This window comes from Arthrobacter sp. ZGTC412 (assembly GCF_002929215.1).
Lineage (GTDB): Bacteria > Actinomycetota > Actinomycetes > Actinomycetales > Micrococcaceae > Arthrobacter.
Map to the genome: position 1 here is coordinate 1 of NZ_PJII01000018.1, position 23,637 is coordinate 23,637.

The following is a 23,637-nucleotide window of genomic DNA, read 5'->3' on the forward strand; positions in this document are numbered from 1 at the left end:
GATTAATGCAGCAATGGAGGCTGCCGCCGTCATGCGCCTGAACGGATACATGCTGACCTCTTCCCGGTCCGCCTTCCGCCGTTTCACGAGGACGGCGGATCGACTATAATCTGCAAATTTACTCCCGCCGGGACAGAGCTGACAGGGCGGCAAGCAAACTGACAGGAAACTCCCAGCCAGGCAACGCACAACGAGGACCCATCCACCCGCGCCAAGGCCCAACCCGTGGTCAGGGCAGCTCTTCCCGGAGAGCCTGGCACAAGGGTTCCTCAATTATGGTTCCTGCTATCATCGCTGGTCAGAACGGCAGGAAGTGGCGCACGGCCGCCTCGGAATCTTCTATTGTGCGGTGCCCTTTGCGTGCCTCCGCGATAATGAGGCGCAAAATAGCCAGCAGCAAGAGTGCAGTGATAGAACCGGCCACGACTGCGATAGCCAAACCGGGATCGTTAGCCAGGTGGCTTAACGACCACTGAATTGCTGGCTCCGTTGTTGTGGGCCATGTTTCTGAAGGCAAAACCTCTGGTTTCAACAGCCTTTCTCTCCTACCTAGTGCCTTGGTAAAGCCCAGTACGCGGAGCGGGCCGCCAAGAGTTCCGATACTTTAGCTCAAGTGACCTTGAACCAGATTGAGCTTTTAGAGCAGGAGGCTCAGAGGGGTCTCAATTCTCCGTTTGAGGGACGAGAGCAGTTGGGCGCCTACGGAACCATCGATGACCCGGTGATCAGCAGAGAGAGTGCAAGTCATAACCGTGGCTACCGCCAGTTCGCCGTCACGGACCACTGGTCGTTGCTCGGCCGCTCCGACTGCCAGGATTCCTGCCTGCGGCGGATTGAGAATGGCCGAAAATTCCTTGGTTCCGTACATGCCGAGGTTGGTCAGGCTGAACGCTCCCCCCTCCAACTCCTGTTGCCGGATACGTCCCGTTGAGGCGCGTTCCTTGTAGTCGGTCATTGTCTGAACCAGGGCGCTTATGGAAAGCCGGTCGAGTCCGCGAATGACGGGCGTGAGGAGGCCATCATCCGTGGCAATGGCCACCGAGACATCGACGCTTGAGTAGCGGCGGATGCTGTCTCCCTGCCAGGTGGCGTTCGCCGCCGGGGTGTCTGTGAGTGCGCCGCCGAGGGCTTTGAGGACAAGGTCATTGACGGTGACCTTCAGTCCGGTCGACTCAAACCCGTCGTTGATTTGCCGACGCAAGGCCAGAAGGGCATCCATCGAAACATCGATGGAGACGTAGAAGTGCGGAACCGTCGTCTTCGATTCGGTCAGGCGACGGGCGATGGCGCGCCGCATCCCCGACAAGGGGAGGTCTTCAAAGTTGCTTCCTGCCAGCGGCACCGCTTCGCCCTTAGTCCCGGCAGATGGTTCGGCGGGTGCCGGCGAATCAGCCGGGAGAGTCGTTGGAACAGTTCCTGCAGGGTGGCTTAGGGCCAGTTCGACGTCGCGGCGCAAGATCCTGCCCTGGGGACCTGAGCCATTCAACGCGGTTACATCAACGCCGGCGTCCTTCGCGAGCTTGCGGGCGATGGGCGTGCTGAAAACCCGCTCTCGCGGAGACGTTGATGGGCCGGCGGCTGGCGCTTCCCCGGTATCAGTAAGGGTGGGCGCTTCTGTGTCGCTTGGTACCGGCTGTTGTGATTCGCTCTCCGTAGCGCCGCTTGCTGCGGCGATTTGGCGGTCGATGGAAGATTCGTCTTCGCCAGGCTCGACGAGTACTGCGATTGGTTCCCCTACCTCCACGGAGGTTCCGGGCTCGATGAGCAGCCGACCCACGGTGCCCTGGGCTTCTGCTTCGAGTTCAACGGTTGCCTTCTCGGTCTCGATTTCGGCTATTGGCTGGCCCGCGGCGATGGTATCCCCCACCGATACGAGCCATTGCTGAATAGCGGCCTCGGTTGCATCGGCCACGACGGCCGGCATGGTGATGATTGTTGCCATGGTGGTTCCGTTCCTTCAGTAAGCGTGGGTCAGGAATGACCGAGGTTCCGGGCGACTTCGTCAAAACCCGCGAGCACGTCGTCCAGGCTGGCGTTGGCTGCAGCTTCAAGGACCTTGGAGATACTTGGGGAAGCTTCCCGGCCCGTAACGCGTTGAATGGGCTGGTCCAGATAATCGAAAAAACGCCGCTGGATCTCGTCAGCGAGCCAGGCGCCGTAGGACGTGCCGCGGGCTCCCTGCTCGATAATCAGGACGTTATTGGTTTTTTGGATGGACTCTTCGATGGTGTCCCAATCGAGGGATGCCCTGTCCAGCCAACGCAGGTCGATGACTTCGGCATCGAGGTCGGCGCGCTGTTCGGCGGCGAGGAGTGCCATATCAACCATGTTCAAGTAGCTGAGTACAGTGACGCCTTTGCCTGCTCGACGAATTGACGCCTGCCCGAGGGGCAGCCGGTAGTCTAGGTCGTCCTCGGGGATCTCGCCCTTTTCCCCGTACAAATCAACGTGTTCAAGCACGAGCACGGGATCCTGGAGATCAAGGGCAGTGTTCATCAGCCCGATGTAATCCCGAGGGGTGGAAGGTGCCACGATCCGCCAGCCTGGGCTGGTGGCGAAGATGCCGGCGGGGTCCATGGAGTGCTGGGATCCGTAGCCGGCGCCCATGGCGACTTTGGAACGCAGCACGACGGGCATGCCTGACTGGCCACCGAACATGTGCCGGGCTTTGGCTATCTGGTTGAAGACCTGGTCAGCCGCCACCCAAAGGAAGTCAGAGTACATAAATTCGACGATTGGCTTGTAGCGGCCGGTCATGGCTAGTCCCCCGCCGAGGCCGGCGAAGGCATTTTCACTGATGGGAGTTCCGAGCACACGGTCCGGGTAGGAGTCCTTGAGTCCCCGTGTTGCACCATTGGTGCCGCCCTTGAGCCGGTGCACGTCTTCGCCCAGGATGACGACACCTGGGTCAGTCGCCATGCGCCGGCCCAGCACGTCGGCGATCGCATCAACAAACCGCCGGGTTGTCGTCGCTGTTTGGGCACCGTCGTCCAGGAATGGTCCTGCCGTGACCGGTTCGGCGCGGACCCCGTCGTCTACGGTTAACGTGTCGGGCCACAGGGCGGGACGTATTCGCCGGGCTCCCTTGCTGCTTTCGGGGTCCTTCTCGGTGATTCCGTCGACAATGCCGGTGATCATCTCCGTGATACGGGACTGCAGGTCTTCGCGTTGTTCCCCGGTCAGCAGTCCTCTCTGGATCATTTCGACGGCAACCTTGTCCAACGGATCCCGGTCGCGCCACTGTTTTTCTTCTTCTTTGCTGCGGTAGCCGAACGCGCTTCCCGGGAATGGCCCGTTCTGGTGGAAGTAGCGGTAGGTCTCGGCTTCAATAAGGGTTGGACCCTTCCCGGAACGCATGTGCTGGACCGCTGCCTGCTGGGCGAGGTACACGGCCAAGGGATCCATTCCGTCGACGCGCCAGGACTTGATGCCGAAGCCCGGACCACGGGCTCCCAGGCGCGGTTCGCCGGTGACGTCTGATACGTGGGTTGAGACAGCGTAGAGGTTGTTTTCGATAAAAAAGCACAGGGGCAGGTCCCAGGCAGCCGCGAGATTGAAGGTTTCCAGCGTCGAGCCGATGTTGGAGGCGCCGTCACCAAAGTAGGTGACTGTGACGTCCATGCCATTGGTTCCTGATCCGGTCTGTGCGTCGTGGCGCTGTGCCCATGCGTTGCCGGCCGCCAGGGGAACGCCGCCTCCAACGATGGCATTTGTTCCTAAGGCGCCGGCCTTGAGCCACTGCAGATGCATGGACCCGCCCCTGCCTCCGCTGAAACCCGACTTAAGCCCAAGGATCTCGGTCATGGTCCGGTGGAGGAACTCCAGAACCTGCTCATCTTTGATTCCTTCGGCAACTTTCATGCCCTCGGGGCGCAAGAACGTGAGCCCTTTGGCGAGGAACTGGTGGTGGCCCCGGTGGGTACCGTTGACTCCATCGCTGCCACGCAGGGCCAGGACAGAGCCAACGGCTGACCCTTCCTGTCCGATGCTGGAGTGCGCAGGACCGTGAACCAGTCCTTCCCCAGCCAGTTGCAGAACAATTTCTTCGAACACACGGACAGTGGTCATCTGCACCAGCATGGCTTCGAGCAGCGCCGGGTCCGCTGCGTCCCAGTCATCCGAGGATGTACGCAGCTCCACGCACGTCGTTGAGTATGTCAATGGGGTGTCGGTAGACATCAAAGCTCCTGCGGCGTTGAAGGAAGGGCGATTTCTTCAAGAGTAGAGACCCATTGGATCCAATGCAATAGTTTTTGGAAGCAAAGCCTTGTTTATGCTCGGCATTGGATCCAATCTTTCTTTTCCGTATGCTGAGAGCATGACAACGGAAGTCACGACATCGAGGAAAACCGGGGCGGCAAGTCAGCGAATTGCCGATGAGCTGGGCAGTCGAATCCTCTCGGGTGCCCTGCCGCCTGGGACAAGGATCAGGCAGGAGCAGATAGCCGAGGAACTTGGTGTCAGCAGACTGCCCATACGCGAAGCGCTGCGCATCCTCGAGTCCAAGGGGCTGGTAACCCTGGTGCCGGCAACGGGGGCCTGGGTGAGCTCAATGAACCTTGCCGAGTGTGTTGAAACCTATCTGATCCGGGAGCGCCTCGAGCCGCTTGCCCTTGGTCAGGCCCTCGCGGGCATCGGCGAGGAGACTATCGACCTGATGGAAGCTCTGGTACTCGAGATGGAAAACTCGGAGACCCTCGAGGAGTTCATGGACCTGGACAGACAGTTCCATCAGTTGAGCTTCCGAAGTGCCGGGATGCCAACACTGCTGGACATGGTGGAGCGGTTGTGGAATACGACCCAGCATTATCGGCGTGCTTACGTGCAGATTGTCGGCATCGACGGGCTGAGGGAAACCCACCTTGAGCACAGCCTGCTCGTTGCGGCGATCCGCAGGCGTGATCGCCGCTCCGCGGAGGAATTGCACGGCCTTCACATCCGCAAAACCAGGCTCTCACTGGCGGATCACCCCGAAATATTCGACAGCTAACAGGAAGGCTGGACATGAACGAATCCTCACAGCGTCGGGGAGTTCCGGGAATCACCGGGACGGACCACATAGGTTTCACCGTTCCTGACATCGAAGAGGCGCACCGCTTCCTGGTGGACGTTATTGGCTGCGACTACGTTTACTCGCTGGGCCCGTTTCCTGCGGACCCCGGCCTGATGCGCGACAAACTCAACGTTCACCCCCAGGCAGTGATGAAGGAGATCCGTTTCTATCGGTGTTTCAACGGAGCCAACTTCGAGGTTTTCCACTACGAATCACCCGATCAAACCCTCGATCCGCCACGCAACAGCGACGTGGGCGGGCACCACATCGCCTTTTACGTGGAAGACCTTGACACCGCCGTCGCCTACCTGAAGGGATGCGGCATCACCATCCTCGGTGAGCCAACGCGAAGCGCCGGAGCCAGCGCAGGCCAGCGGTGGGTTTACTTCCTGGCGCCCTGGGGCATGCAGTTCGAACTCGTTTCTTTCCCCGGCGGCAAAGCCTACGAAGCCACGGCCCCGGTCAAACTTTGGAAGCCCTGACCGGCACTTCTTCAGCACAAAGCACTCCCGCGTTCTGTGCCCGATCAAAACGGTCCCGGTCATTCACATATACCGAGGACTGCGTGCCCTCTATCGAGGATTTCCGCGGTGTGGCGAAATCATTCAGCGGACGGGGCCCGTCTCAACGACGGGTCCGCCGGCTGGCCATTCCCTGCTCAGGCGTTCGTGCCCTGCCCTGCCGCGGTGTTGAGATGCGATTGTGAATCCCGCAGGGTGCTCAATGGTCCATCTACGGTGAAGTAGCGCTTACCGGCCACGAGCAAGTCTTCTGCCGGGAACTTTGTGATGACTTCGCACCCGTCGGCGGTAACCACTACTTCTTCTTCGATACGTGCTGCCCCGATTCCGTCGGCTGCAGGCCAGTACGTCTCCAGCGCGAATACCATGCCCTCTTCCAGGATTTCGGGGTAGTCCAGGGACACAAGCCTGGAGAAGATTGGCTTTTCCCAGATGGACAGGCCCACGCCGTGGCCGTATTGCAAGGCGAAAGCGGCCTCTTCATCCGGGAAGCCGAACTCCTGGGCTTTCGGCCAGACGCTGACGATGTCCGCCGTTGTGGCGCCGGGCCGGACCAGGGCGATTGCGTGGTCCATGTATTCGCGCGCGCGCTTGTACGCATCCCGCTGGGCCATACTCGCGGAACCGACGGCGAAAGTCCGGTAGTAACACGTCCGGTAGCCGTTGAAGCTGTGCAGTATGTCGAAGAAGGCGGGGTCTCCCGGACGGATGAGGCGGTCGGAGAATACGTGCGGGTGGGGGGAGCACCTCTCGCCTGAAATTGCGTTGACCCCTTCGACGTACTCGGAGCCCAGGTCGTAGAGGGCCTTGGAGACCAGCCCCACGCACTCGTTTTCGCGGACGCCTGGCCGCAGGAAGCTGTAGAGGTCCTCGTAGGCCGCATCCACCATGGAAGCGGCTTGTGTCAGCAACGTGATTTCGTCGGAGGTTTTGATCCGCCGGGCTTCAAGGAAAATCTGCTGTCCGTCGACGACCGTTATCCCTGCTTTCTGCAGGGCAAAGAGGATCGGCAGCTCGATAACGTCCACACCCAATGGCTCGTTCAGGAGACCGAACTTCTCCAGTTCGCGCTTGATCTTCTCCGCAACCTTTTCGGCCATCGCTGCATCCGGACTGAACGCACCGCGCAGGAGCGAGATGCCGGCGCGGGCTCCGGACTCTGCGCGTGGCCTGGTGGCACCATGATGGGGGGCGTGTGGATCGGCGTCGGCTTCTGCTGTTGTTTGGTCAAGCCAAGGGTTGAAGAGCTTGTGGTGCTTCGCGGCGGATCCGAAATCCCAGGAGATGGGGTCGCTGTTTCTGGTCAGGAGGCTGAAGCGGATCATCTTGTCGATGGCCCAGGTTCCGATGTGGGTGGCGGTCATGTAGCGGATATTCGCGAAGTCGAAGGCCAGGAGCGCGCCTACCTCTGAGCCCTGGAGTTCGGCCTTCAGGCGGGCGAGCCTCTGGGTTCGGAGTCGGTCAAAGTCCAGCCGCTGCTCCCAGTCCACTCCCATGACGCCGCGTGTGGCAGTGCTGTCAAGAATTCCAGGCACGATAAGTCCTCCAGTTATATAGTGAATTTGCAGCCTTGTATGGCTGTCGTTACTGCCGCCCTTCGGCGGATTAGACGAGGACCATTCCCCCGTCGATCATGACGACCTGTCCTGTCATGTAGTCCGAGTCCTTGGATGCAAGAAACAGGGCAGTCCCGGCGATGTCAGTGACGTTGGCAGGGCGCCCCCGCAGAATGCCTTCAGCGAATGAGCTCATGGCCTCTCCGGGAGCGCTTGAATCCCCGATTTCCATAAGGTCCTGGTCCAGTTTTGCCCACAGTGGTGTGTCGACGACCCCCGGGGCGAACGCGTTGCAGGTGATGTCGTGTTCAGCAAGTCCTCTGGCCGCCGCCTGCGTCAGCGAGATAACAGCCGCCTTGGAGGCACAGTAGGGCGCAAAGCTGGGGTAGCCCTGCCTCCCCGCCATCGAGGAGGTATTGATGATCTTGCCGCCCTGGCCCTGGACGATAAATTGTTTCGCCGCTTCCTGGATGCCGATAAGTGTGCCGAGCCCGTTGACCTCCATGATGGAACGCCAGTTCTCTTCAGTTACATCGAGCAAATGCAGCGGCTTGTTGTAACCGGCGTTGTTGAACCAGACATCAATTCGTCCGAAGGCCGTAACAGCGGCTTCAACGATCCCCTTGACGTCTTGGCGCTTTACAACGTCCGCCTGGACGGCAACGGCGCGTCCGCCTGATGCATGAATCTTCTGGGCAGCAATTTCCGCGGCTTCACCGTTAAGGTCTGCAATCACTATCCTGGCGCCTTCTGCAGCCAGCGCTTCCGCGATTCCGAGTCCGATTCCGCTACCTGACCCGGTAATGATCGCCACTCGCTCTTCCATGCGGCTCATGGTGCTCCCTCTTCCTTCGGTCGGGGCAGCAAGGGTTCTGAAAAACCAAGGCCGCCTCATTGAGGCCATGTTTAGTATTACTGTACGATTTTATACATAGTGAACAGGCCAAGGTGGCGACTGTCAAGGTCTCCTGCATGAGGGTTTACGGATAGTCGTAGGACCGGCAGGGCCTGAAGGCAGAGACGGGCAGCACGGTAACTTAGCATTGGTCAACAGTCTGGAAACCCAGGCGGAAGAAGCAGGAGGCGCCCATGCTGGGCAAGTCAGACGGCGGTGTGAGCGTCATGCCGGAGAATATCGGGGCCCGAATTAGAGTTGCCCGGAAGGCTAAGGGCCAAAGCCTCCGGCAGCTCGCAACGGAACTGGGCGTATCGGCCAGCCTGTTGTCACAGGTGGAAAACAGCAAGGTTCAGCCTTCGGTGGCAACCCTGTATGCGCTGGTTAACGCCTTAGGCATTTCGCTGGATCAGGTGCTTCAAGGAGGACCTCCGGCCACCCAGGAGGCCGATGCAACCCTGCCTCCTGCGACCAGCGGCGTTGTCCGACGCACCTCCCCTATCTCCCCGGACAGTATCGTCCAGCGCGGGGACGAAAACCCGACCCTGGACATGGACAACGGGGTCCGGTGGGAGCGGCTTTCCGGAAGCAGCACAACGGGTCCGGAGATACTTTTGGTGACCTACCGAGCCGGTGCCTCAAGCTCAATCGATGGCCGGTTGATGCGTCATACCGGGCACGAATACGCGTATCTTTTGGAGGGGAAGCTGACGCTGCAGGTCGGCTTCGACATTATCGACCTCGAGGCCGGCGACTCCTTCAATTTCGACAGCACCCGGCCCCATATGTACATCAACCGCAGCGAGTCTGCTGCCCAGGGCATCTGGTATATCGAGGGGCGCCACAACGATCTTCCGGCCGCATTTTTTGCTGAAGGCAGTGGGCCAGGGGCTCCTTGGGACGAACCATGGCCTGGTTCGACCGCTCCTGATCCTTCCGTTTAAAATCCGCGCGCGGAATGAGGCCCGCGTGGTACCAGTTATGTTCCAGCCGTCCCCCTCCGGGAAGTTGCCTTTAGCCGTATCTCCTTCAACCCCTGCCGGTCGGACGCCGCCACGTTAGCCAACCTTGAGTGCGGCCGGCCGCGAGGGTTAAAGAGGCCGCGGAAGAAGGTGAACGCAGGAACGCGGAGGGTCCGTTCTCTCTGGACCCGGGCGACCGCGGACACCCGCGCTGTCTGCCCTGGGGCCCGCGCCTGCGGCACACTTCCTGGGCGCTTGTAGAGAAATTGATAAGCCGGCTGCACGAGGCGCAAGCGAGGGGCGCCGGGCGTCGGTGGGAAGACCTGGCTTGGGCCTTGATGATCATCCACACTTGACAGCTCCAGCGGCATCGTTCAGTATCAGTGTACAAGCGATATGTGGCGCATCACACACGCCCACCCCAACTCAACGAGGAGTGACATGTCTTCGCTCAACCTCCCGGCTTCACGACGCACCATCCTCCGCAGCGGCCTTCAGCTCGGAGTGCTCGCCTCCATGGCCTCCCTGCTCAGCGCATGCAACACCGCCGAGAATGGTGGCGGGGCCGCGCCGAGTACGCCGGTCGTGACCGACCCGGCTGATCCGCGGAACAAGAAGTTCAGCATGATCGACAGCTTCTACACCCTTGACAACGATTACTTCCAGGGATGGGCCAAAGGATCCGCCGCCGCTGCAGCAGCCCTCCTGATGTCAAGGGATCAGCAGGTCGACAATTCCAACGTGGATACGCTGAAGTCGATTTTTGAAGGTGCGCAGACGAAGAAAATTCAAGGAATCAGCACGCTTCCCAATACGGCAGCTGCGTCTCCCGAAATTCTCGGCATCGCCCAGCGGGCCGGAATTTACGTCTCCAGCAACTGGTCCAACGCTGCCTGGAGCACGCCTTTTGACATCGGCGAGCACTTCTACTCCTTCCAGGCAGGAAACGACGTCGCGGGAGCCCGTGAAATCGCAAAGGTCCTGTTCAAAGAGATGGGAGGCTCTGGAAAGTTCATCCACATCGAAGGGATCCAAGGCAACACCGCCTCTGATGACCGGACCGCCGGCGTCGACTTGGCTCTTAAGGAGTTTCCCAACATTGAGATGGTGGCCCGCCAGCCCGGAGGCTTCAGCCGCGGCGGCACACAGCCTGTCATCGAGAGCCTGCTGACCGCCAACCCCGACGTCAAGGGCATCATGTGCCAGAACGACGATTCTGCCATCGCCGCTGTCAACGCCGTCGAATCCCGCGGCATGAAGGACGTCAAGATCGTTGGTATTGATGCCATCGGCGAATTCCTCGATGCCATCAAGCGAGGTTCGGCACTGGCGACCTGGGGCCATCACGGTGCATTCATCGGCGCGTTTTCCACTGTCCGCGTCTTCGACGCGCTGGCTGGTGCCAAGCTTTCTCCCGCCGAGCGCATGATGTATTTCGGCGGCTTCATTATCGATACCCCCGAGGCAGCCGATGCCTATCAGCAGCTGATGTACTCAGACCGACCGCTGCCGTTCAACTACGAGAAGATGTCCAAGGCGCTCCACCCGGAGGACTGGGACCCGCAGAACCTGCTGGCCCCCATCGATATCGAGAAGTACTGGGCCGCAAGCCCCAAACCTGCCGGGTACAGCATCCCAGCAGCCTACGCGCAAGCCAAAGCCGCCGGGGAGTTCGAGAAGGTCGCGGCAACCTACAAGTCGGCCTTTCAGTCCGACCCGTGGAAAGACGTCCGCAGCAAGTGCAAGAACGGCGGACAGGACGTCATCTGATGAATACATCCACAGAGTCGGATTTCCAGGGCCGTTCTGCGATTGTCACCGGGGCGGGCAGCGGCATCGGGCGCGCCGTGGCGCTGGCATTAGCGGAGAGGGGTGCCAAGGTCCTTGCCGTCGACATCAACCCCGATGCAGCAAAGGAGACCGTTTCTCTCTCACAGGGGGAGATCGTGGCGCACCGCGCCGATGTTTCCCAAAGCGAGGACGTGCGGGACTACGCCGCGGCGGCAACCTCACTGCACGGGTTCCCGACCATCTTTTTCAATAACGCAGGTATCGAAGGCGTTCATCGGTCGATTGCGGACACCAGCGAGGACGATTGGCTGCGCACGGTGGGTGTGAACCTCAACGGCGTCTTCTGGGGATTGAAGCACGTGCTGCCGCTCATGCGTCAGGCCGGGAGCGGGGCGGTCGTCAATACCGGATCCATCCTCAGCCTCAAGGGAGCACCTGACAGATCCGACTACGTGGCCACAAAGCATGCCGTGCTCGGACTGACACGGACTGCTGCCAGCGAGGTCGCCAAAGATGGAATAAAGGTTAACTGCATTTGCCCCGGACCTGTCGACACTCCCTTAATGACAAGGTCGGAGATCCTGGTCAACCCTGGTGATCCCAGCTACGAGCGCAATCGCTTCGAACAGGGAACACCTGCCGGCAGATATGCGACAACGGCGGAAATCGCAGAACTTGTCCTGTTCCTCCTCCGCCCTGACATCACATATCTCACGGGAACGGCCGTGAACATCGATGGCGGAATCATGGCGGTGTAACCGGTGAACATACTTCAAGACAGCGGCCTCGGGCCGGGCAAGGCAGAATCCACCCAGCCGGTGCTGGAGGTCCGCGACATCACCCGCGTCTTTGGTCCGGTTCACGCCCTGCGGGGCGTAAGCCTGCGGGTCCGCAAAGGTGAGATCGTCGGACTTATCGGTGAGAACGGAGCCGGCAAATCCACGCTGCTGAACATCATCAGCGGCACCGACAAGCAAACCTCAGGAACCGTCATCCTGAAAGGTGCAGAAGTCTCCTTCGGCAACTACCATGAAGCCACCCGAAATGGTGTCTTCCGCATCTTCCAGGAACTCGCCTTGGTGCAGAACATGACGGTATGGGAGAACCTCTTCCTTTCACACGAGCAGAAGTTCACCACCGTTGGTTTCATCCGCCGCAAAGACGGAATCCGCAGGGCGAAGGAACTACTGGAGCGTTTTGATCACGGTTGGATTGATCCGGAGCGTAGGGTCCAGGACTATCCCTTCGCGGTCCGCCAGGTCTTGGAAGTGCTCAAAGCGTTCGCCCTGGCTGACCTGCTCGGCCAGACCGAACCGGTCATCCTGCTCGATGAACCGACGGCAGCCCTGGCTGCTGACGAGATCGATTTCCTTCGCGACCTTCTCATCAAACTTAAAGGGCATTGCGCCATCATTCTGGTCTCCCATCGCCTGAGCGAACTGTTGGAGTGGAGCGACCGAATCGTGATCTTCAAGGATGGTGAAGTCGTTGCCGAGGCTGGTTCGCGTGAGTTGACCGAGGAAAAGCTGCACTACCTCATGGTCGGGCGGGAGCGGGACAAAGAGTTCTACCGCGAAGACCGCCAACGTGAACCTGAGGCTGAGCCGGTGCTGCAGCTCGAAGGCTTCGGTGACCATACGACGTTCCGCGACGTCAACCTGAGTGTTCTCAAGGGTGAGATTGTGGGAGTCGCTGGGGTCTTGGGCTCCGGGAAGACTGAATTGGGCCAGGCCGTTTTCGGTGATCGGCGCGCCCACAACGGAACCCTGGAACACCACGGCAAACGGCTCCACCGTTGGAGCGCGCAGTCCATGTCGCGTGCCAAAGTCGGCTATGTCCCCTCCGAACGCAAGGAAGACGGTTTGCTGGACACGTTCTCGGTAGCCCAAAACATTTCCTTCGCACGGATCGTGTCCCAAAAGTCACCCCTGCTGGACCTCCGCCGCGAAATGAGGGAAGCAGAGCACTATATTGCGGAGTTGGGCATCAAGACAAGCTCCCCCCGCGCCAACATTGAAAGCCTCAGTGGCGGCAACCAGCAAAAGGCCGTTCTGGCCCGTTGGCTCGCCCGTGGAGTCGACCTGCTGATCCTTGACAACCCGACCCGTGGTGTCGATGCCGGTGCAAAAGAAGGCATTTATGACCTGATCCGGGACCTAGCCGACGCCGGCGTAGCCATCCTGCTGATCAGCGATGACCTGCTCGAAGTCATCGGGCTCTCGAACAGGATCGTGGTCATGAAAGACGGGGCTATCACCTACCGTGTGGACGCGCCGGTTGCAGCCAAACCCAAAGAGACCGACCTCGTCGCGACGATGGTCTAAAAGAGAGTAAAGACAATGGCACTGAAAGAGTCGATACCCCTGGCCGAAGCTGGGCGCGAAGATAACCAGGTTCTTGCCTTCATCCGCAGGCACTGGTCAACTATTGCCCCAGTCGGGACCCTTCTCGCCCTGATCATCGCGTTCTCCATAGCTGATCCCAGGTTCCTGCAGTTTGAAAACGGCCTGAACATTCTGCGGCAAAGCTCCGTGCTCCTCGTTCTCGCCCTAGCCTCCACCCTGATCATCCTCATGGGCAGCATCGATTTGTCTATTGGGTCCATCCTCACCCTCACTGCCTTCACAGGCGCCTTGCTTGCCCGTAGCACGGGTGACACGAATGTCCTTCTGCTCCTTCCCATCATCGGGCTCCTTTGTGGCCTCTTTAACGGGCTCATAGTCGCCTACGGGAAGCTGCCATCATTCCTCGTCACGCTAGGTACTCTGTATGCCTTCAACGGTCTCGCCAATTACATGGCCGGCGGACGGCCCATCGGGCTCGTCAGTGGCGGCGTGGGCAGTCTGTTCACTGGAGCCATAGGTGTTTTCCCCGTAGTGGCCCTCTGGGCGATCCTTGTCCTGCTCATCGTGGGGCTGCTCGCACGCTACACGCGCCTCGGGCGTTACCTCTACGCCATCGGCGGCAATGAGAAGACGGCCCGTCTCTCGGGCGTTCCCGTCAGCCGTTACAAGGTGTACGCGTTCATGGTTGCCGGCTTCCTGGCTGGAATTGCCGGCCTTCTGCAGCTCGTCCGGGCCAACAGCGCCAGCCCCGATATGGGCGATTCATTCCTCCTGCCAGCCATCGCGGCCGTCGTCATGGGCGGCACCCCGCTTTCCGGCGGCCTTGGCGGTCCGCTGCGAACAGTTACCGGTGTGTTGATCATCGCGATCTTGGCCAACGGCATGGTGATTGCGGCTGTGAACCCCTTCCTCCAGAACGTCATCCAAGGCCTTGTTGTTATCGTCGCCGTCGCCATTACCATCGACCGCCGAAAAATGTCACTCGTCAAGTAAGGAGTGTGCACCCAGTGCGCGCAGCAGTTTTCCACGACCGTCACGACATCAGGGTAGAAGAAATTCCGGAACCGGCCGGAGTTGGCCCTAACCAGGTCCGTCTCAGGCCGCACATGTGTGGCATCTGCGGAACAGACCTTCACGAGTACGCGTTCGGCCCCATAGTCATCCCGACCGTTCCCCACCCTCTCACCGGCGCGGCCGCGCCCCAAGTCCTCGGCCACGAGTTCTCCGCAGTAGTCCTGGAAACAGGACGCAACGTCGCGACGGTCCGCCCCGGCGACCGGGTATCCGTAATGCCCCTGGTCAGCTGCGGGAAGTGCTACTTCTGCTTGCGGGGCCTTAATCACCTTTGCACAGTGATGGCCTGTACCGGACTGAGCTGGGACGGCGGGGGCATCAGTGAACAAGTCATCGTTGAGGACTACCAGGTCTCACCCATCCCAGACTCTGTCAGCGATGAACAGGGAGCCCTCATCGAACCAGCCGCTGTCGCGGCCTACGGCATTGACCGCACCGGCACGGTCCCAGGAGACACCGTCCTCATCACAGGGGCAGGACCCATCGGTGCCTTGTCAGCGCTCTACGCCCACGCCGCCGGAGCCAGCCACGTCATCATTTCCGAACCCAACCCCCACCGCCGAGAGCTTGCCGACGCTTTTGGGATCGCCACCGTCATCGATCCTACCGAGGTAAATGTTCCCGAATACATCCGGGATCTAACCTCCGGCATCGGCGTTGACGTGGCTGCCGAATGCTCCGGCAGCCAGGCAGGACTAACCGCAACACTCGAAAGCGTACGAGGCCACGGAACAGTGACCCAAGTCGGGCTGCACGTAAAACCAGCCACCATCGACCCGATGCACCTGTCCAACCTTGATCTGACTCTGGTCGGAACATGGTGCTACCCCGTTTACGACTGGCCCCGCATCACCGCCCTCATAGCCAGCGGCAAATATCCCGTGGAGAAAGTCCTCACCGAGGTCATCGATGTAAAGGATGTGGTTGCCGGCGGGTTTGACCGGCTGCTGGATCCTGCTGGCACTGCACAGAAGCTGCTCGTTCGCGTGTAGGCAGACAGTCCCCGAAAGGACAACACATGAGTGAAATCAGTTCCGGCCACGTGGCCCTAGTTACGGGCGCCGCCGGCGGCATCGGCCGCGCCGTAGTACGGCGATTCGCCCAAGTGGGCGCCGCAGTTGCGCTGGTCGACGCCAACGAGAACGTACATGCAGTTGCTGAGGAGCTTCGCGCAGAGTTCCCTGGCCTCAGTCTTCGCGGCTACACCGTCGACATCACCGATTCCCATCAGGTGGGTCTTCTGGCCCGGGATGTCGAAAGTGACTTCGGACGTCTGGACTCACTGGCGCTGGTGGCAGGGGTCGTGCAAACTGCAGCACCTATCGCCAAACTTGAACGCGCGGAGTGGGACAAGGTTTTGGGCGTAAACCTCACCGGCCCGTACGAGCTGACACACGCCCTGACACCACTGCTGGTGCAGGACGGGGGCGGCAGCATCACAGCAGTTTCATCCTGGTGGGGACGATCTGGACACGCCTACTTCGCCGCCTACTGTGCAGCCAAGGCCGGGCTTATCGTCTTTGCCCAGGCCCTGGCAGAAGAACTGGCGCCCACAGTCAGGGTCAACACGATCTGCCCGGGCAACATCGACACCCGAATGCACCAGAGCGCCTTGGAATCCGAAGCAGCTGAACGCGGAATCTCTTTCGAGGAAATCAAAAAAATTGAATGGGACAAAATCCCGATGCTCAAGGCAGGAGAACCCGAAGACATTGCCGAAGCCGTCTACTTCCTGTCTTCACCAGCAGCGGGTTACATAACCGGCGCCTCCCTGGACGTCAACGGCGGCGTCGTTTTCCACTAAGCGTTCCGAAACCTATTCAAAATTTGCGCAGACCTCGCTGCAACTTTCGCGCGCTTCGGCCCGACCGATAGCACCCGACGGCCTCATGCTTGACCACGACGTGCATCCTTCATTAAGAAAGCCAGGAAAAATGAACACTCCGGCCATCGGTTCAGACAGCACGAATAACAAGACTGCTCTGGTTGTCGGCGCAAGCGGCATCGCCGGCTCGGCGCTCGTCGAGCAACTGGACCAGAGCGGTGACTGGACTGTTCTTGCACTATCACGAAATCCGGTCGCCGGCTCGCCCGCGAAGCCCATCTCCGCCGACCTGATGTCGGCGGAGTCCCTGGCCCTGGCACTGGCTGACGAGCGACCCACACACGTCTTCTTCACCGCATGGGCGAGGCAAGACACAGAACAAGAAAACATCAGCGTCAACGCAGCAATGCTCCGAAACCTGCTCGGAGCCCTAAACCATGCCGCCGTTGAACATGTCGCACTGATGACCGGGCTGAAACACTATCTGGGCCCATTCGAGTCATACGGAGCCGGACCCGTTCCCGACACCCCCTTCCGCGAGGACGAGCCACGGCTCCCGGTGCCGAACTTCTACTATGCGCAGGAGGACGAGCTCTGGGCCGCAGCAGAACGGCAGGGGTTCCGTTGGTCCGTGCACCGATCCCACACCGTGATCGGCCACGCCGTTGGTAATGCAATGAACATGGGCCTCACGTTGGCAGCGCAGGCCACCTTGTGCAGGGAACTCGGCAAGCCCTTCGTCTTCCCCGGCTCTGAGACGCAGTGGAACAGTCTCACAGACATGACGGACGCGGAACTCCTTGCCGAGCACATGATCTGGGCCGCCACCAGCGAACACGCGGGCGACCAGGCCTACAACGTGGTCAACGGCGACATCTTCAGGTGGCGCTGGATGTGGCCGAAGCTTGCTGACTACTTCGGCGTGGAAGCCGAAGGCTTTCAAAGCTACCCGCGGCCGCTTGAGGAACAGATGCGTGACATGGACGCCGCGTGGTCCAAAATTGCCGCCACTCACGGTCTCGTGGAGCCCGTCTTGGCCCGCGTTGCGTCCTGGTGGCACACCGACGCCGATCTGGGACGCAACATGGAGGTCCTCGCAGATATGAGCAAGAGCCGTCTGGGCGGTTTTAGCGGTTACAGGCGCACGGAAGACTCCTTCCTGCGGCTATTCGACCGGTACCGGGCAGAAAAGATAATCCCCGATTAGCCTTTGCCCGGCTCTGCAACCCCTACCCTCGCTCCGCAAGGCGAACGGCGCACAGCCGTCAGTACCTCCCCTGACAAATGTCATACAGCCCCGCACGTGTCCGCCCAGCGGCACCATCGAGAAAGAAAAACGAGACATGTCCGACCAGCATGCTGTGAATTCAGAACGCGAGGCAAAGCTTCTCGCCTCGGTCCCGACCGGTTTGCTGATCGGCGGGCAGTGGCGTGACGCGTCCGACGGCGGCACGTTCGACGTGCACGACCCCGCCACCGGCGAGGTCCTCGCCACCCTCGCCTCCGCCACCAGCGAGGACGCCGTCGCCGCACTGGATGCGGCCGACGCCGTTCAGGCGTCCTGGGCGCGCACCGCACCGAGGGTGCGGGCCGAGATCCTGCGCCGCGCCTTTGACCTAATCACAGAGCGGGCCGCGGACTTCGCCCTGCTGATGACCCTGGAAATGGGCAAACCGCTGGCTGAGGCCCGCGGCGAAGTGACTTACGGGGCCGAGTTCCTGCGCTGGTTCTCCGAAGAGACCGTCCGGGACTACGGCCGGTACCTGACGTCCCCGGAGGGCAAAAACAAGATCCTCGTCCAGCACAAACCCGTCGGACCCTGCCTGCTCATCACGCCGTGGAACTTCCCCCTGGCGATGGCCACCCGCAAAGTCGCCCCCGCCATCGCCGCAGGCTGCACCATGGTCCTGAAGCCAGCAAAGCTCACACCCCTGACCTCCCAGCTGTTCGCGCAGGTCATGTTGGAGGCCGGGCTGCCCGCCGGCGTGCTCAACGTCGTTTCATCCTCCTCTGCGTCCGGAATCTCCGGGCCGCTCTTGAAGGACTCCAGGCTGAAGAAAGTATCGTTCACGGGCTCCACCCCGGTGGGCAGGCGCCTGATGGCGGACGCTGCACACAACGTGCTGCGGACATCCATGGAGCTCGGCGGCAACGCACCGTTCATCGTGTTCGACGATGCAGACCTGGACAAGGCTGTCGAAGGCGCCATGGCGGCGAAGATGCGGAACATGGGCGAAGCCTGCACCGCCGCCAACCGCTTCCTCGTCCAGGAGTCAGTGGCACAGGAATTTACCCGGAAGTTCGCCGCAGCGATGGGCGCCCTGACCACGGGCCGCGGCACCGAGGCGGACAGCAAAGTCGGCCCGCTCATCGACGCCGGCGCCCGCGACGATGTCCATGCACTGGTGACCGCCGCCGTCGACGCCGGCGCCACCGCTCTAACAGGGGGCTCCCCCGTGGACGGGCCCGGCTACTTCTACCAGCCCACCGTGCTCGGGGGTGTTCCCAACGACGCGGCAATCCTGGCCCAGGAAATTTTTGGCCCCGTCGCCCCCATCACCACCTTCGCCACCGAGGAAGACGCCATCCGGTTGGCCAACACCAGCGAATACGGGCTCGCCTCCTACCTCTACAGCCGAGATTTCAATCGACTCCTGCGCGTGGCGGAACAGATCGAGTTCGGCATGGTGGGCTTCAACGCCGGTGTCATCTCCAACGCCGCCGCACCCTTCGGCGGCGTCAAGCAATCCGGCCTCGGCCGCGAAGGCGGCACCGAAGGCATCGCTGAATACACCACCACCCAGTACATAGGCATCGCCGACCCGTACGCACCCTAGCGGGAAACCCCAACCGGATAGACGTTGACGCGCCCCCTCTGGGTCGTTTATTACACCCCCCCTTGGGGCCACGAATAGATGAAGCACAACGGGCCACCTAGCACAGCCTGAAGTAGAACTGGGACCCGACGTCGTCTTTGCGGCCCAACAGCATTGTTTTAAACAGAATTTACGTCGCCAATGAAGGCTTGCTTTACAGAAGGCTGATTATCGGCTCTCTAAAGGAGGCAGAGGAGTGCCTGCAAAAGGGGTTTTTTCCTGCCATCATTTGCGGCGTTTACTCCCACAACTGAAGGATTTCAGAACTGATCAGCCAGCGCCCGGTTCACCGCGGGAATCCAGGAATGCCGGGTCAAACGGGCTCTTCGTAGTTCGTAGGGAATTGATCTCGTGTCGTGGATGACAGAAGGGCCCATGGCACTTCTGGGTGGGTCGGTCTCAGCTTGGACGCAGCGGGTCATTGGCCGTTTTGCGGACAACGCGCAAGGGGTTGGTCTTATGCGTTCACGACGTGTTTTGCCTGGCGTTACTCACCTCGCCCGCCCTTACGCGGGACTTCCTGGGTGCTGGGGACGCCCACTCCACGAACCGATGTTTTCAACATGTGGTAAAGGCATGGCTGTCTCAGGGTGCTCCCAGACTCGCGGATTAGCGTCCCGAGTGTGAGGTAAGAAAAAACTCCAGAATTAGCGCGACGGCTAATAATGCTCTAGGTCAGAATCCCAAGCGGACGCACCAGGCAGTGGTCTTCTGGGTGCTGTGCATCCTTGTCTTGGCAGTCGTCGTCGCTGGCGTGGAGAAGTGATGGGCCAGCGCTGAAGCTGACCTTCGGGCCAACGTTCGTACATAACAAGCGATCCCAGGCAAGGGTTGAAGCTCACTTTTCATCAAGAAGTGGAGAATGCTGCAAATGGACGATTGGGCGTGGGCTCAGTGGAATGCACAAATGGCAGCACAACAAGCCGCACAGCAGGCAGCAGCGCAGGCTCAGTTCAATGCACAAATGGCAGCCCAGCAAGTACAGCAGGCAGCAGCCCAAGCTGCGTGGGCCGCCCAAGCGGCCCAGCAAACAGGCGCGCAACAGCCAGCACAAGCCGGAGCCGCCCGACAGGCAGCCGCCCAGGCACAGAATGCGCAAGACCGGGCCCAGGTGGACGCCACTATCCGGGCATACCACTCGGACTTCGGACAGACCCCCGCGTTGCGTGAGGTCTGGGAGCGTGCGATTAGTGAGCAGCCGGATACGAGGCGGGGGTACGATGCGGCGCGCGACGAGTTTTGGAAGATACTCCACAATGAATCAGATCAGGATGCAAGCGCGCATGCGGTTCGGCAGATGCTGGAACTCGCCGGATATAACTTTGGCCGAGGTGAAGGCGCGCCGATTCTCGACCTGCTTCCACATAGCAATACAAGTATCTCAACGAAGCAGCTCCAACTTTCAACCGATCACGCCGATCCGGGCAGCAAGGGTGGTGGCTGGTTGAGTGCGCATAACCTACGGTTCATGCTCACAGACGACAACGTTGAGAGGACCGCCCGTTTCAATGCGAAGGATGTGCCATTCAAAGGATGGGAATGGCCGAGGCAGCGGCCACGTCATCGTTCTGAACTAAACTAGCCGCAATTAGAAGAACACGGCTCCAGCTGTTTTGAAGGTTACTTGAACATCTGGCGGTGGCCGATTCATCAGTGCATGCATTGCTTGTTTTTGGCTCAAGAACCGCACTCTTTTGGACAAATTGTTACTTCCCGCAGGGAAGCTGCTTCAATTCCACACTGACTTCGCCTGCAGGGTTTTCAGACGTTCGGAGTTTGAAACCGTAGGAATGCCTCTGGCGGCTTCCTTTACGCTTTCAACTGGCGACAAAAAAGGGCCTAGCTGATCGACAATCAGCCAGACGTCGGCCTAACGATTTTGGGCATTGACCTCACAGCCCGAAAAGTTGCCGGTCTCATTTGTCCAGACAACTTTGGACAATTCAGCTGGTGTGAGCCCCTGGGCCAGAGTGTGACCCTGGGGGTTCTCCTGTCGGATGAAGATCCCGGCGCTGCGAGCAACAACACAGGCCGCAGTGACTGTATTCTGGCCCGCCGGGGGCACCTGTTCCGTCGTGCCAATACCCTTGTCACGGCCGTCCAGCGAACCCCTGAAGGAGGAGAACCGCCCCGGCACGGCCTTGAGGATCCGCTCCAGGGCCTGGTAGTTTCTGACCTCACGCTCAAGTACCAGAGGGTCTGTGCCACACCTGAGCCAACTGAGACGGGCAAGCCCGCGGAACCGGGCATCCGCGCCTAGGCACACACCAGTGCCGCCGAGTATGGCTGCCCACCGTAGCTGGCAATGAGTAGTCCAAGCACTTACTGGGGACGTGCTACTTGCGGGGAGCAGCGCTATCTGGACAGGATCAGGTCAAGCAGAGCCGGCAGGCTTGTGACGCCGTCTTCTGTCATGAAATGTCCTGCTCCGGGATGAACCTGCAATCCTGCGTCCAAGCGCTTGGCCAGGTCATCGGATGCTGCCGGCGGCACGAAAGGATCTGTGTCGGAGCGGATCACTGTTCGATCCCCAATGCTCGTCGCTACCCGTTCAACGTCAACGTCAGTTGCGAGGAAACCATCGAGTTCCGGCAATGCCTCCAGTGGTTCAGTGAAACCGGCTACCAACACAAGACCGCCCAGTCCCCATGGCTCCGGCAACGCCGCGAGTACTCGTAGGACAGTGACCACACCGAGGGAATGCGCCACAATCACCGTTGCCGCATCGGGCACTTTGAGTGCCACGCTGACCGCGTCCTCCCACGCTGCTTCCTCAGGATCGTCCGGTGCGGGGAGGGGAACGACTGTGACGGCTATGCCTTCAGCTTCGAGGGCGTTTTGAAGCCAAGGGAACCAGTTCGCATCCGGCGAAGCCTCGTACCCGTGGACAATGACAACCCGCTGCACGGGTCGAACCGGGACGTTACTGGCTGTTACGTTCATACTCAAAGACTCTAAAGGATCCGCTGGTGCGACAGCCGTGTCAGAGCGAATACCGCCACAGTAGGGTGGCACCGGGCTGGATATGGACGCGGACCACCTGTCCAACTGGCCAACAGCCGCCGGGCACCAGCAACCAGCCGTTATCGACGCTCGAAAGTAGGCGGGGAAGGCCTGGTCGATGCCCCCGTACAGCGGGAACAACAGCGCCTGGGGTACGTTTCAGTGTCGTCAGGAAGAAGAACGAAGAACGTCAGAAATGAGAATCGCCAAAGTGGCAACCGATTACGACGAAGTCCGTTCGGACGTCAAGGAATCTCAGGAACGCTCCCTTGAGGCATTGCAGTCAGCGAGCGCCCCGGATGCCCGCAGCGTCGTCAACGAACTGGATGAAGCCGACGCCCTCGATGAAGGTCTCACCCCCGGCGGGGAGATTGTCGCCGAAGAGCTCATCGTTCAGGTAATTCCGCAGGCCGCGGATGAGTTCACCTGTTATTCCTGTTTCCTCGTCCGCCACAGGTCCCAGATCGCCCGCGAAAGCAGCGGCCACGCTTAACGCATCGAGTGCGAAAGCTAGGACATTCCTCGATTAGGATGCCATGGCTGGAGGACGTCGTGGGCGGCCTCGTCCCCCTGCCGCGAAGCTCTTGTGCTTCCAGGCCTGAAGGATCCTGCGTCCAGCCGCCCGGTCGCGTACGGACATTGCCGGCAGTGTGCCGACGACACCCAGCCATTGCCAAGCTTGCCGGACGCACAATGGGGCGGAGCTTCGGTCAACAGCCAGTGACCGGAGCTCCGGCAAGTGAAGTGCCCGGCGGGCCGGGTGCGCCCGTTGACAGGTTCCGTGGCTTGTCGGGTTGGACTTCCGGCATCGACTCTTGGTCGGTCAGACAACGTCAGGGGCGCTGGCGATGATGTAGTCCGCGGCGGCCGGGCCTTTCATCACCAGGTGGTTGTGTTCGGGCCGAATTCTGTGGGCTTTGAGTGCCTGCCACAGGGCCTCAGGGGCCTGCGGCTGTTCTTTGTTCAGCAGGCACCAGCTGGTGTAAACCCCGTAAAGTTCGTCAAGTGTGAGGCCTGCTTCGCTGTCACTTTCCTCAGTGACCGCGTGGGTGAGGAATCGTTCAAAGTGCGATTGATTCATGGCGGACCTCTCTTTCATCAACGCCTCATGAGCGAGGACCCCTTCGGCCCGCCCTACCAGAAATTTATCTGGAGCGCGCTGCCGTGTCAGTAGGACGTCGATGCCATACCCACAGCGGCAGGCACTACACGCGTTGGCGCCGGCAGCGACCCACGGAGCAGGCCCGGGGCCCATTCTGAGGACAACCCGCTGACGGTGAATTGTGTTGGCGATGTGTGCTGAGCTTGCCTGCCCTTGAACGAGCTGCAAACGGGGAGGTTCGAGAGACCCATCCTCTTTGGGATCGCCGACAGCGGGGCTACGGCCATTTGAGATTTGAACAGGAGATGTTTCCCTGACGACGTCGCATCCGGGCGTGTCCGTAAACGGAAGGTGTTGCCCACAGCTTTACGAGGTCGGAGTCCCGGTTGACTAGCCACTGGGCTTGGGGCCCCTCCCAAATTGCGACCATGTCGCGGCCGAACCGGTCGGGTTCGACGTCGGGTGGGCTAGTCCGTTTTCCTGGCGGATGGGTAGCAACTTGGCAGCAGAGGTGACGGACAGGCGGTGGTGCTCTGCTATGTACTCATGCGCAGGATGAGTCGGTCGGACGCGCGCCAACACTTCCTTGAATAAGCGTAGCCGGTTTGGTACGCCCAGATCCTGGCCGACAACG

Annotated in this window: 20 protein-coding genes; 13 read left to right on the forward strand and 7 right to left on the reverse strand. The window is 60.5% G+C overall.

Translation table 11 applies throughout. The features are described from left to right. Window positions 1–298 precede the first annotated feature (298 nt). The 3 genes from CXQ88_RS22160 to CXQ88_RS17090 form a co-directional block, all read right to left on the reverse strand. Window positions 299–439, reverse strand: a complete 141-nt coding sequence (locus CXQ88_RS22160; protein WP_219816346.1) for a hypothetical protein — start codon at window positions 437–439, stop codon at window positions 299–301. A 198-nt stretch (window positions 440–637) separates the two neighbouring features. Continuing rightward, a complete protein-coding gene (locus CXQ88_RS17085) occupies window positions 638–1,942 on the reverse strand; it encodes a dihydrolipoamide acetyltransferase family protein (RefSeq protein ID WP_104045338.1) in 1,305 nt (434 codons plus the stop codon). 29 nt (window positions 1,943–1,971) lie between these two features. Further along, window positions 1,972–4,179 (reverse strand): alpha-ketoacid dehydrogenase subunit alpha/beta, encoded by a 2,208-nt coding sequence (locus CXQ88_RS17090; RefSeq protein ID WP_104045339.1) that lies wholly within the window; start codon window positions 4,177–4,179, stop codon window positions 1,972–1,974. Window positions 4,180–4,318: 139 nt separating this feature from the next. On the opposite strand from CXQ88_RS17090, the gene CXQ88_RS17095 reads away from it, so the two are divergent. Further along, window positions 4,319–4,990: a GntR family transcriptional regulator gene (locus tag CXQ88_RS17095; protein ID WP_104045409.1), complete on the forward strand. Its 672-nt coding sequence runs from the start codon at window positions 4,319–4,321 to the stop codon at window positions 4,988–4,990. 14 nt (window positions 4,991–5,004) lie between these two features. Continuing rightward, a complete protein-coding gene (locus CXQ88_RS17100) occupies window positions 5,005–5,535 on the forward strand; it encodes a VOC family protein (protein WP_104045340.1) in 531 nt (176 codons plus the stop codon). Window positions 5,536–5,711: 176 nt separating this feature from the next. Here CXQ88_RS17100 and CXQ88_RS17105 read toward each other — a convergent pair whose 3' ends face one another. Next, window positions 5,712–7,109, reverse strand: a complete 1,398-nt coding sequence (locus CXQ88_RS17105) for a M24 family metallopeptidase (protein WP_258061963.1) — start codon at window positions 7,107–7,109, stop codon at window positions 5,712–5,714. 70 nt (window positions 7,110–7,179) lie between these two features. After that, window positions 7,180–7,965 carry a glucose 1-dehydrogenase gene (locus CXQ88_RS17110; protein WP_104045341.1) on the reverse strand — a complete coding sequence of 262 codons (786 nt, stop codon included), beginning with the start codon at window positions 7,963–7,965 and terminating at the stop codon, window positions 7,180–7,182. A 254-nt stretch (window positions 7,966–8,219) separates the two neighbouring features. Between CXQ88_RS17110 and CXQ88_RS17115 the strand changes: the two genes are divergently transcribed. From CXQ88_RS17115 to CXQ88_RS17160, 10 genes are all read left to right on the forward strand, one after another. Beyond that, a complete protein-coding gene (locus CXQ88_RS17115) occupies window positions 8,220–8,969 on the forward strand; it encodes a helix-turn-helix domain-containing protein (RefSeq protein ID WP_104045342.1) in 750 nt (249 codons plus the stop codon). Between the two features lie 459 nt (window positions 8,970–9,428). After that, entirely contained in the window at window positions 9,429–10,757 is a 1,329-nt protein-coding gene (locus tag CXQ88_RS17120) for a sugar ABC transporter substrate-binding protein (protein WP_181037581.1), read from the forward strand. Further along, window positions 10,757–11,536 carry an SDR family NAD(P)-dependent oxidoreductase gene (locus CXQ88_RS17125; RefSeq protein ID WP_104045344.1) on the forward strand — a complete coding sequence of 260 codons (780 nt, stop codon included), beginning with the start codon at window positions 10,757–10,759 and terminating at the stop codon, window positions 11,534–11,536. The genes CXQ88_RS17120 and CXQ88_RS17125 overlap by 1 nt, the downstream gene beginning before the upstream one ends. 3 nt (window positions 11,537–11,539) lie before the next feature. Then, the gene (locus CXQ88_RS17130; protein WP_104045345.1) at window positions 11,540–13,102 is read left to right on the forward strand and encodes a sugar ABC transporter ATP-binding protein; all 1,563 of its coding nucleotides are present in this window, start codon (window positions 11,540–11,542) and stop codon (window positions 13,100–13,102) included. A 15-nt stretch (window positions 13,103–13,117) separates the two neighbouring features. Then, a complete protein-coding gene (locus tag CXQ88_RS17135) occupies window positions 13,118–14,116 on the forward strand; it encodes an ABC transporter permease (protein ID WP_104045346.1) in 999 nt (332 codons plus the stop codon). Window positions 14,117–14,130: 14 nt separating this feature from the next. Continuing rightward, the gene (locus CXQ88_RS17140) at window positions 14,131–15,189 is read left to right on the forward strand and encodes a 2,3-butanediol dehydrogenase (RefSeq protein WP_104045347.1); all 1,059 of its coding nucleotides are present in this window, start codon (window positions 14,131–14,133) and stop codon (window positions 15,187–15,189) included. A 26-nt stretch (window positions 15,190–15,215) separates the two neighbouring features. Beyond that, a complete protein-coding gene (locus tag CXQ88_RS17145; protein WP_104045348.1) occupies window positions 15,216–16,001 on the forward strand; it encodes an SDR family NAD(P)-dependent oxidoreductase in 786 nt (261 codons plus the stop codon). A 130-nt stretch (window positions 16,002–16,131) separates the two neighbouring features. Continuing rightward, the gene (locus CXQ88_RS17150) at window positions 16,132–17,229 is read left to right on the forward strand and encodes an SDR family oxidoreductase (RefSeq protein ID WP_258061964.1); all 1,098 of its coding nucleotides are present in this window, start codon (window positions 16,132–16,134) and stop codon (window positions 17,227–17,229) included. A 136-nt stretch (window positions 17,230–17,365) separates the two neighbouring features. Further along, window positions 17,366–18,859 carry an NAD-dependent succinate-semialdehyde dehydrogenase gene (locus tag CXQ88_RS17155; protein ID WP_104045350.1) on the forward strand — a complete coding sequence of 498 codons (1,494 nt, stop codon included), beginning with the start codon at window positions 17,366–17,368 and terminating at the stop codon, window positions 18,857–18,859. Window positions 18,860–19,760: 901 nt separating this feature from the next. Beyond that, window positions 19,761–20,480, forward strand: a complete 720-nt coding sequence (locus CXQ88_RS17160) for a hypothetical protein (RefSeq protein WP_104045351.1) — start codon at window positions 19,761–19,763, stop codon at window positions 20,478–20,480. Window positions 20,481–21,253: 773 nt separating this feature from the next. Here CXQ88_RS17160 and CXQ88_RS17170 read toward each other — a convergent pair. Then, window positions 21,254–21,841, reverse strand: coding sequence for an RBBP9/YdeN family alpha/beta hydrolase (locus tag CXQ88_RS17170; RefSeq protein WP_104045353.1), 588 nt, complete (start codon window positions 21,839–21,841; stop codon window positions 21,254–21,256). A gap of 271 nt (window positions 21,842–22,112) precedes the next feature. On the opposite strand from CXQ88_RS17170, the gene CXQ88_RS17175 reads away from it, so the two are divergent. Further along, entirely contained in the window at window positions 22,113–22,394 is a 282-nt protein-coding gene (locus CXQ88_RS17175) for a DUF4193 domain-containing protein (RefSeq protein WP_104045411.1), read from the forward strand. A 330-nt stretch (window positions 22,395–22,724) separates the two neighbouring features. Here CXQ88_RS17175 and CXQ88_RS17180 read toward each other — a convergent pair whose 3' ends face one another. After that, window positions 22,725–22,982 (reverse strand): hypothetical protein, encoded by a 258-nt coding sequence (locus CXQ88_RS17180; protein ID WP_104045354.1) that lies wholly within the window; start codon window positions 22,980–22,982, stop codon window positions 22,725–22,727. Between the last annotated feature and the right edge of the window lie 655 nt (window positions 22,983–23,637).

Coding starts and splice junctions, on each gene's coding strand:
- CXQ88_RS17150 (WP_258061964.1), top strand. CDS start 16,132: ATGAACACTCCGGCCATCGGTTCAGACAGCACGAATAACAAGACTGCT.
- CXQ88_RS17100 (WP_104045340.1), top strand. CDS start 5,005: ATGAACGAATCCTCACAGCGTCGGGGAGTTCCGGGAATCACCGGGACG.
- CXQ88_RS17145 (WP_104045348.1), top strand. CDS start 15,216: ATGAGTGAAATCAGTTCCGGCCACGTGGCCCTAGTTACGGGCGCCGCC.
- CXQ88_RS17170 (WP_104045353.1), bottom strand. CDS start 21,841: ATGAACGTAACAGCCAGTAACGTCCCGGTTCGACCCGTGCAGCGGGTT.
- CXQ88_RS17110 (WP_104045341.1), bottom strand. CDS start 7,965: ATGAGCCGCATGGAAGAGCGAGTGGCGATCATTACCGGGTCAGGTAGC.
- CXQ88_RS17125 (WP_104045344.1), top strand. CDS start 10,757: ATGAATACATCCACAGAGTCGGATTTCCAGGGCCGTTCTGCGATTGTC.
- CXQ88_RS17180 (WP_104045354.1), bottom strand. CDS start 22,982: ATGAATCAATCGCACTTTGAACGATTCCTCACCCACGCGGTCACTGAG.
- CXQ88_RS17085 (WP_104045338.1), bottom strand. CDS start 1,942: ATGGCAACAATCATCACCATGCCGGCCGTCGTGGCCGATGCAACCGAG.
- CXQ88_RS17155 (WP_104045350.1), top strand. CDS start 17,366: ATGTCCGACCAGCATGCTGTGAATTCAGAACGCGAGGCAAAGCTTCTC.
- CXQ88_RS17115 (WP_104045342.1), top strand. CDS start 8,220: ATGCTGGGCAAGTCAGACGGCGGTGTGAGCGTCATGCCGGAGAATATC.
- CXQ88_RS17135 (WP_104045346.1), top strand. CDS start 13,118: ATGGCACTGAAAGAGTCGATACCCCTGGCCGAAGCTGGGCGCGAAGAT.
- CXQ88_RS17095 (WP_104045409.1), top strand. CDS start 4,319: ATGACAACGGAAGTCACGACATCGAGGAAAACCGGGGCGGCAAGTCAG.
- CXQ88_RS17120 (WP_181037581.1), top strand. CDS start 9,429: ATGTCTTCGCTCAACCTCCCGGCTTCACGACGCACCATCCTCCGCAGC.
- CXQ88_RS17160 (WP_104045351.1), top strand. CDS start 19,761: ATGCTGCAAATGGACGATTGGGCGTGGGCTCAGTGGAATGCACAAATG.
- CXQ88_RS17090 (WP_104045339.1), bottom strand. CDS start 4,179: ATGTCTACCGACACCCCATTGACATACTCAACGACGTGCGTGGAGCTG.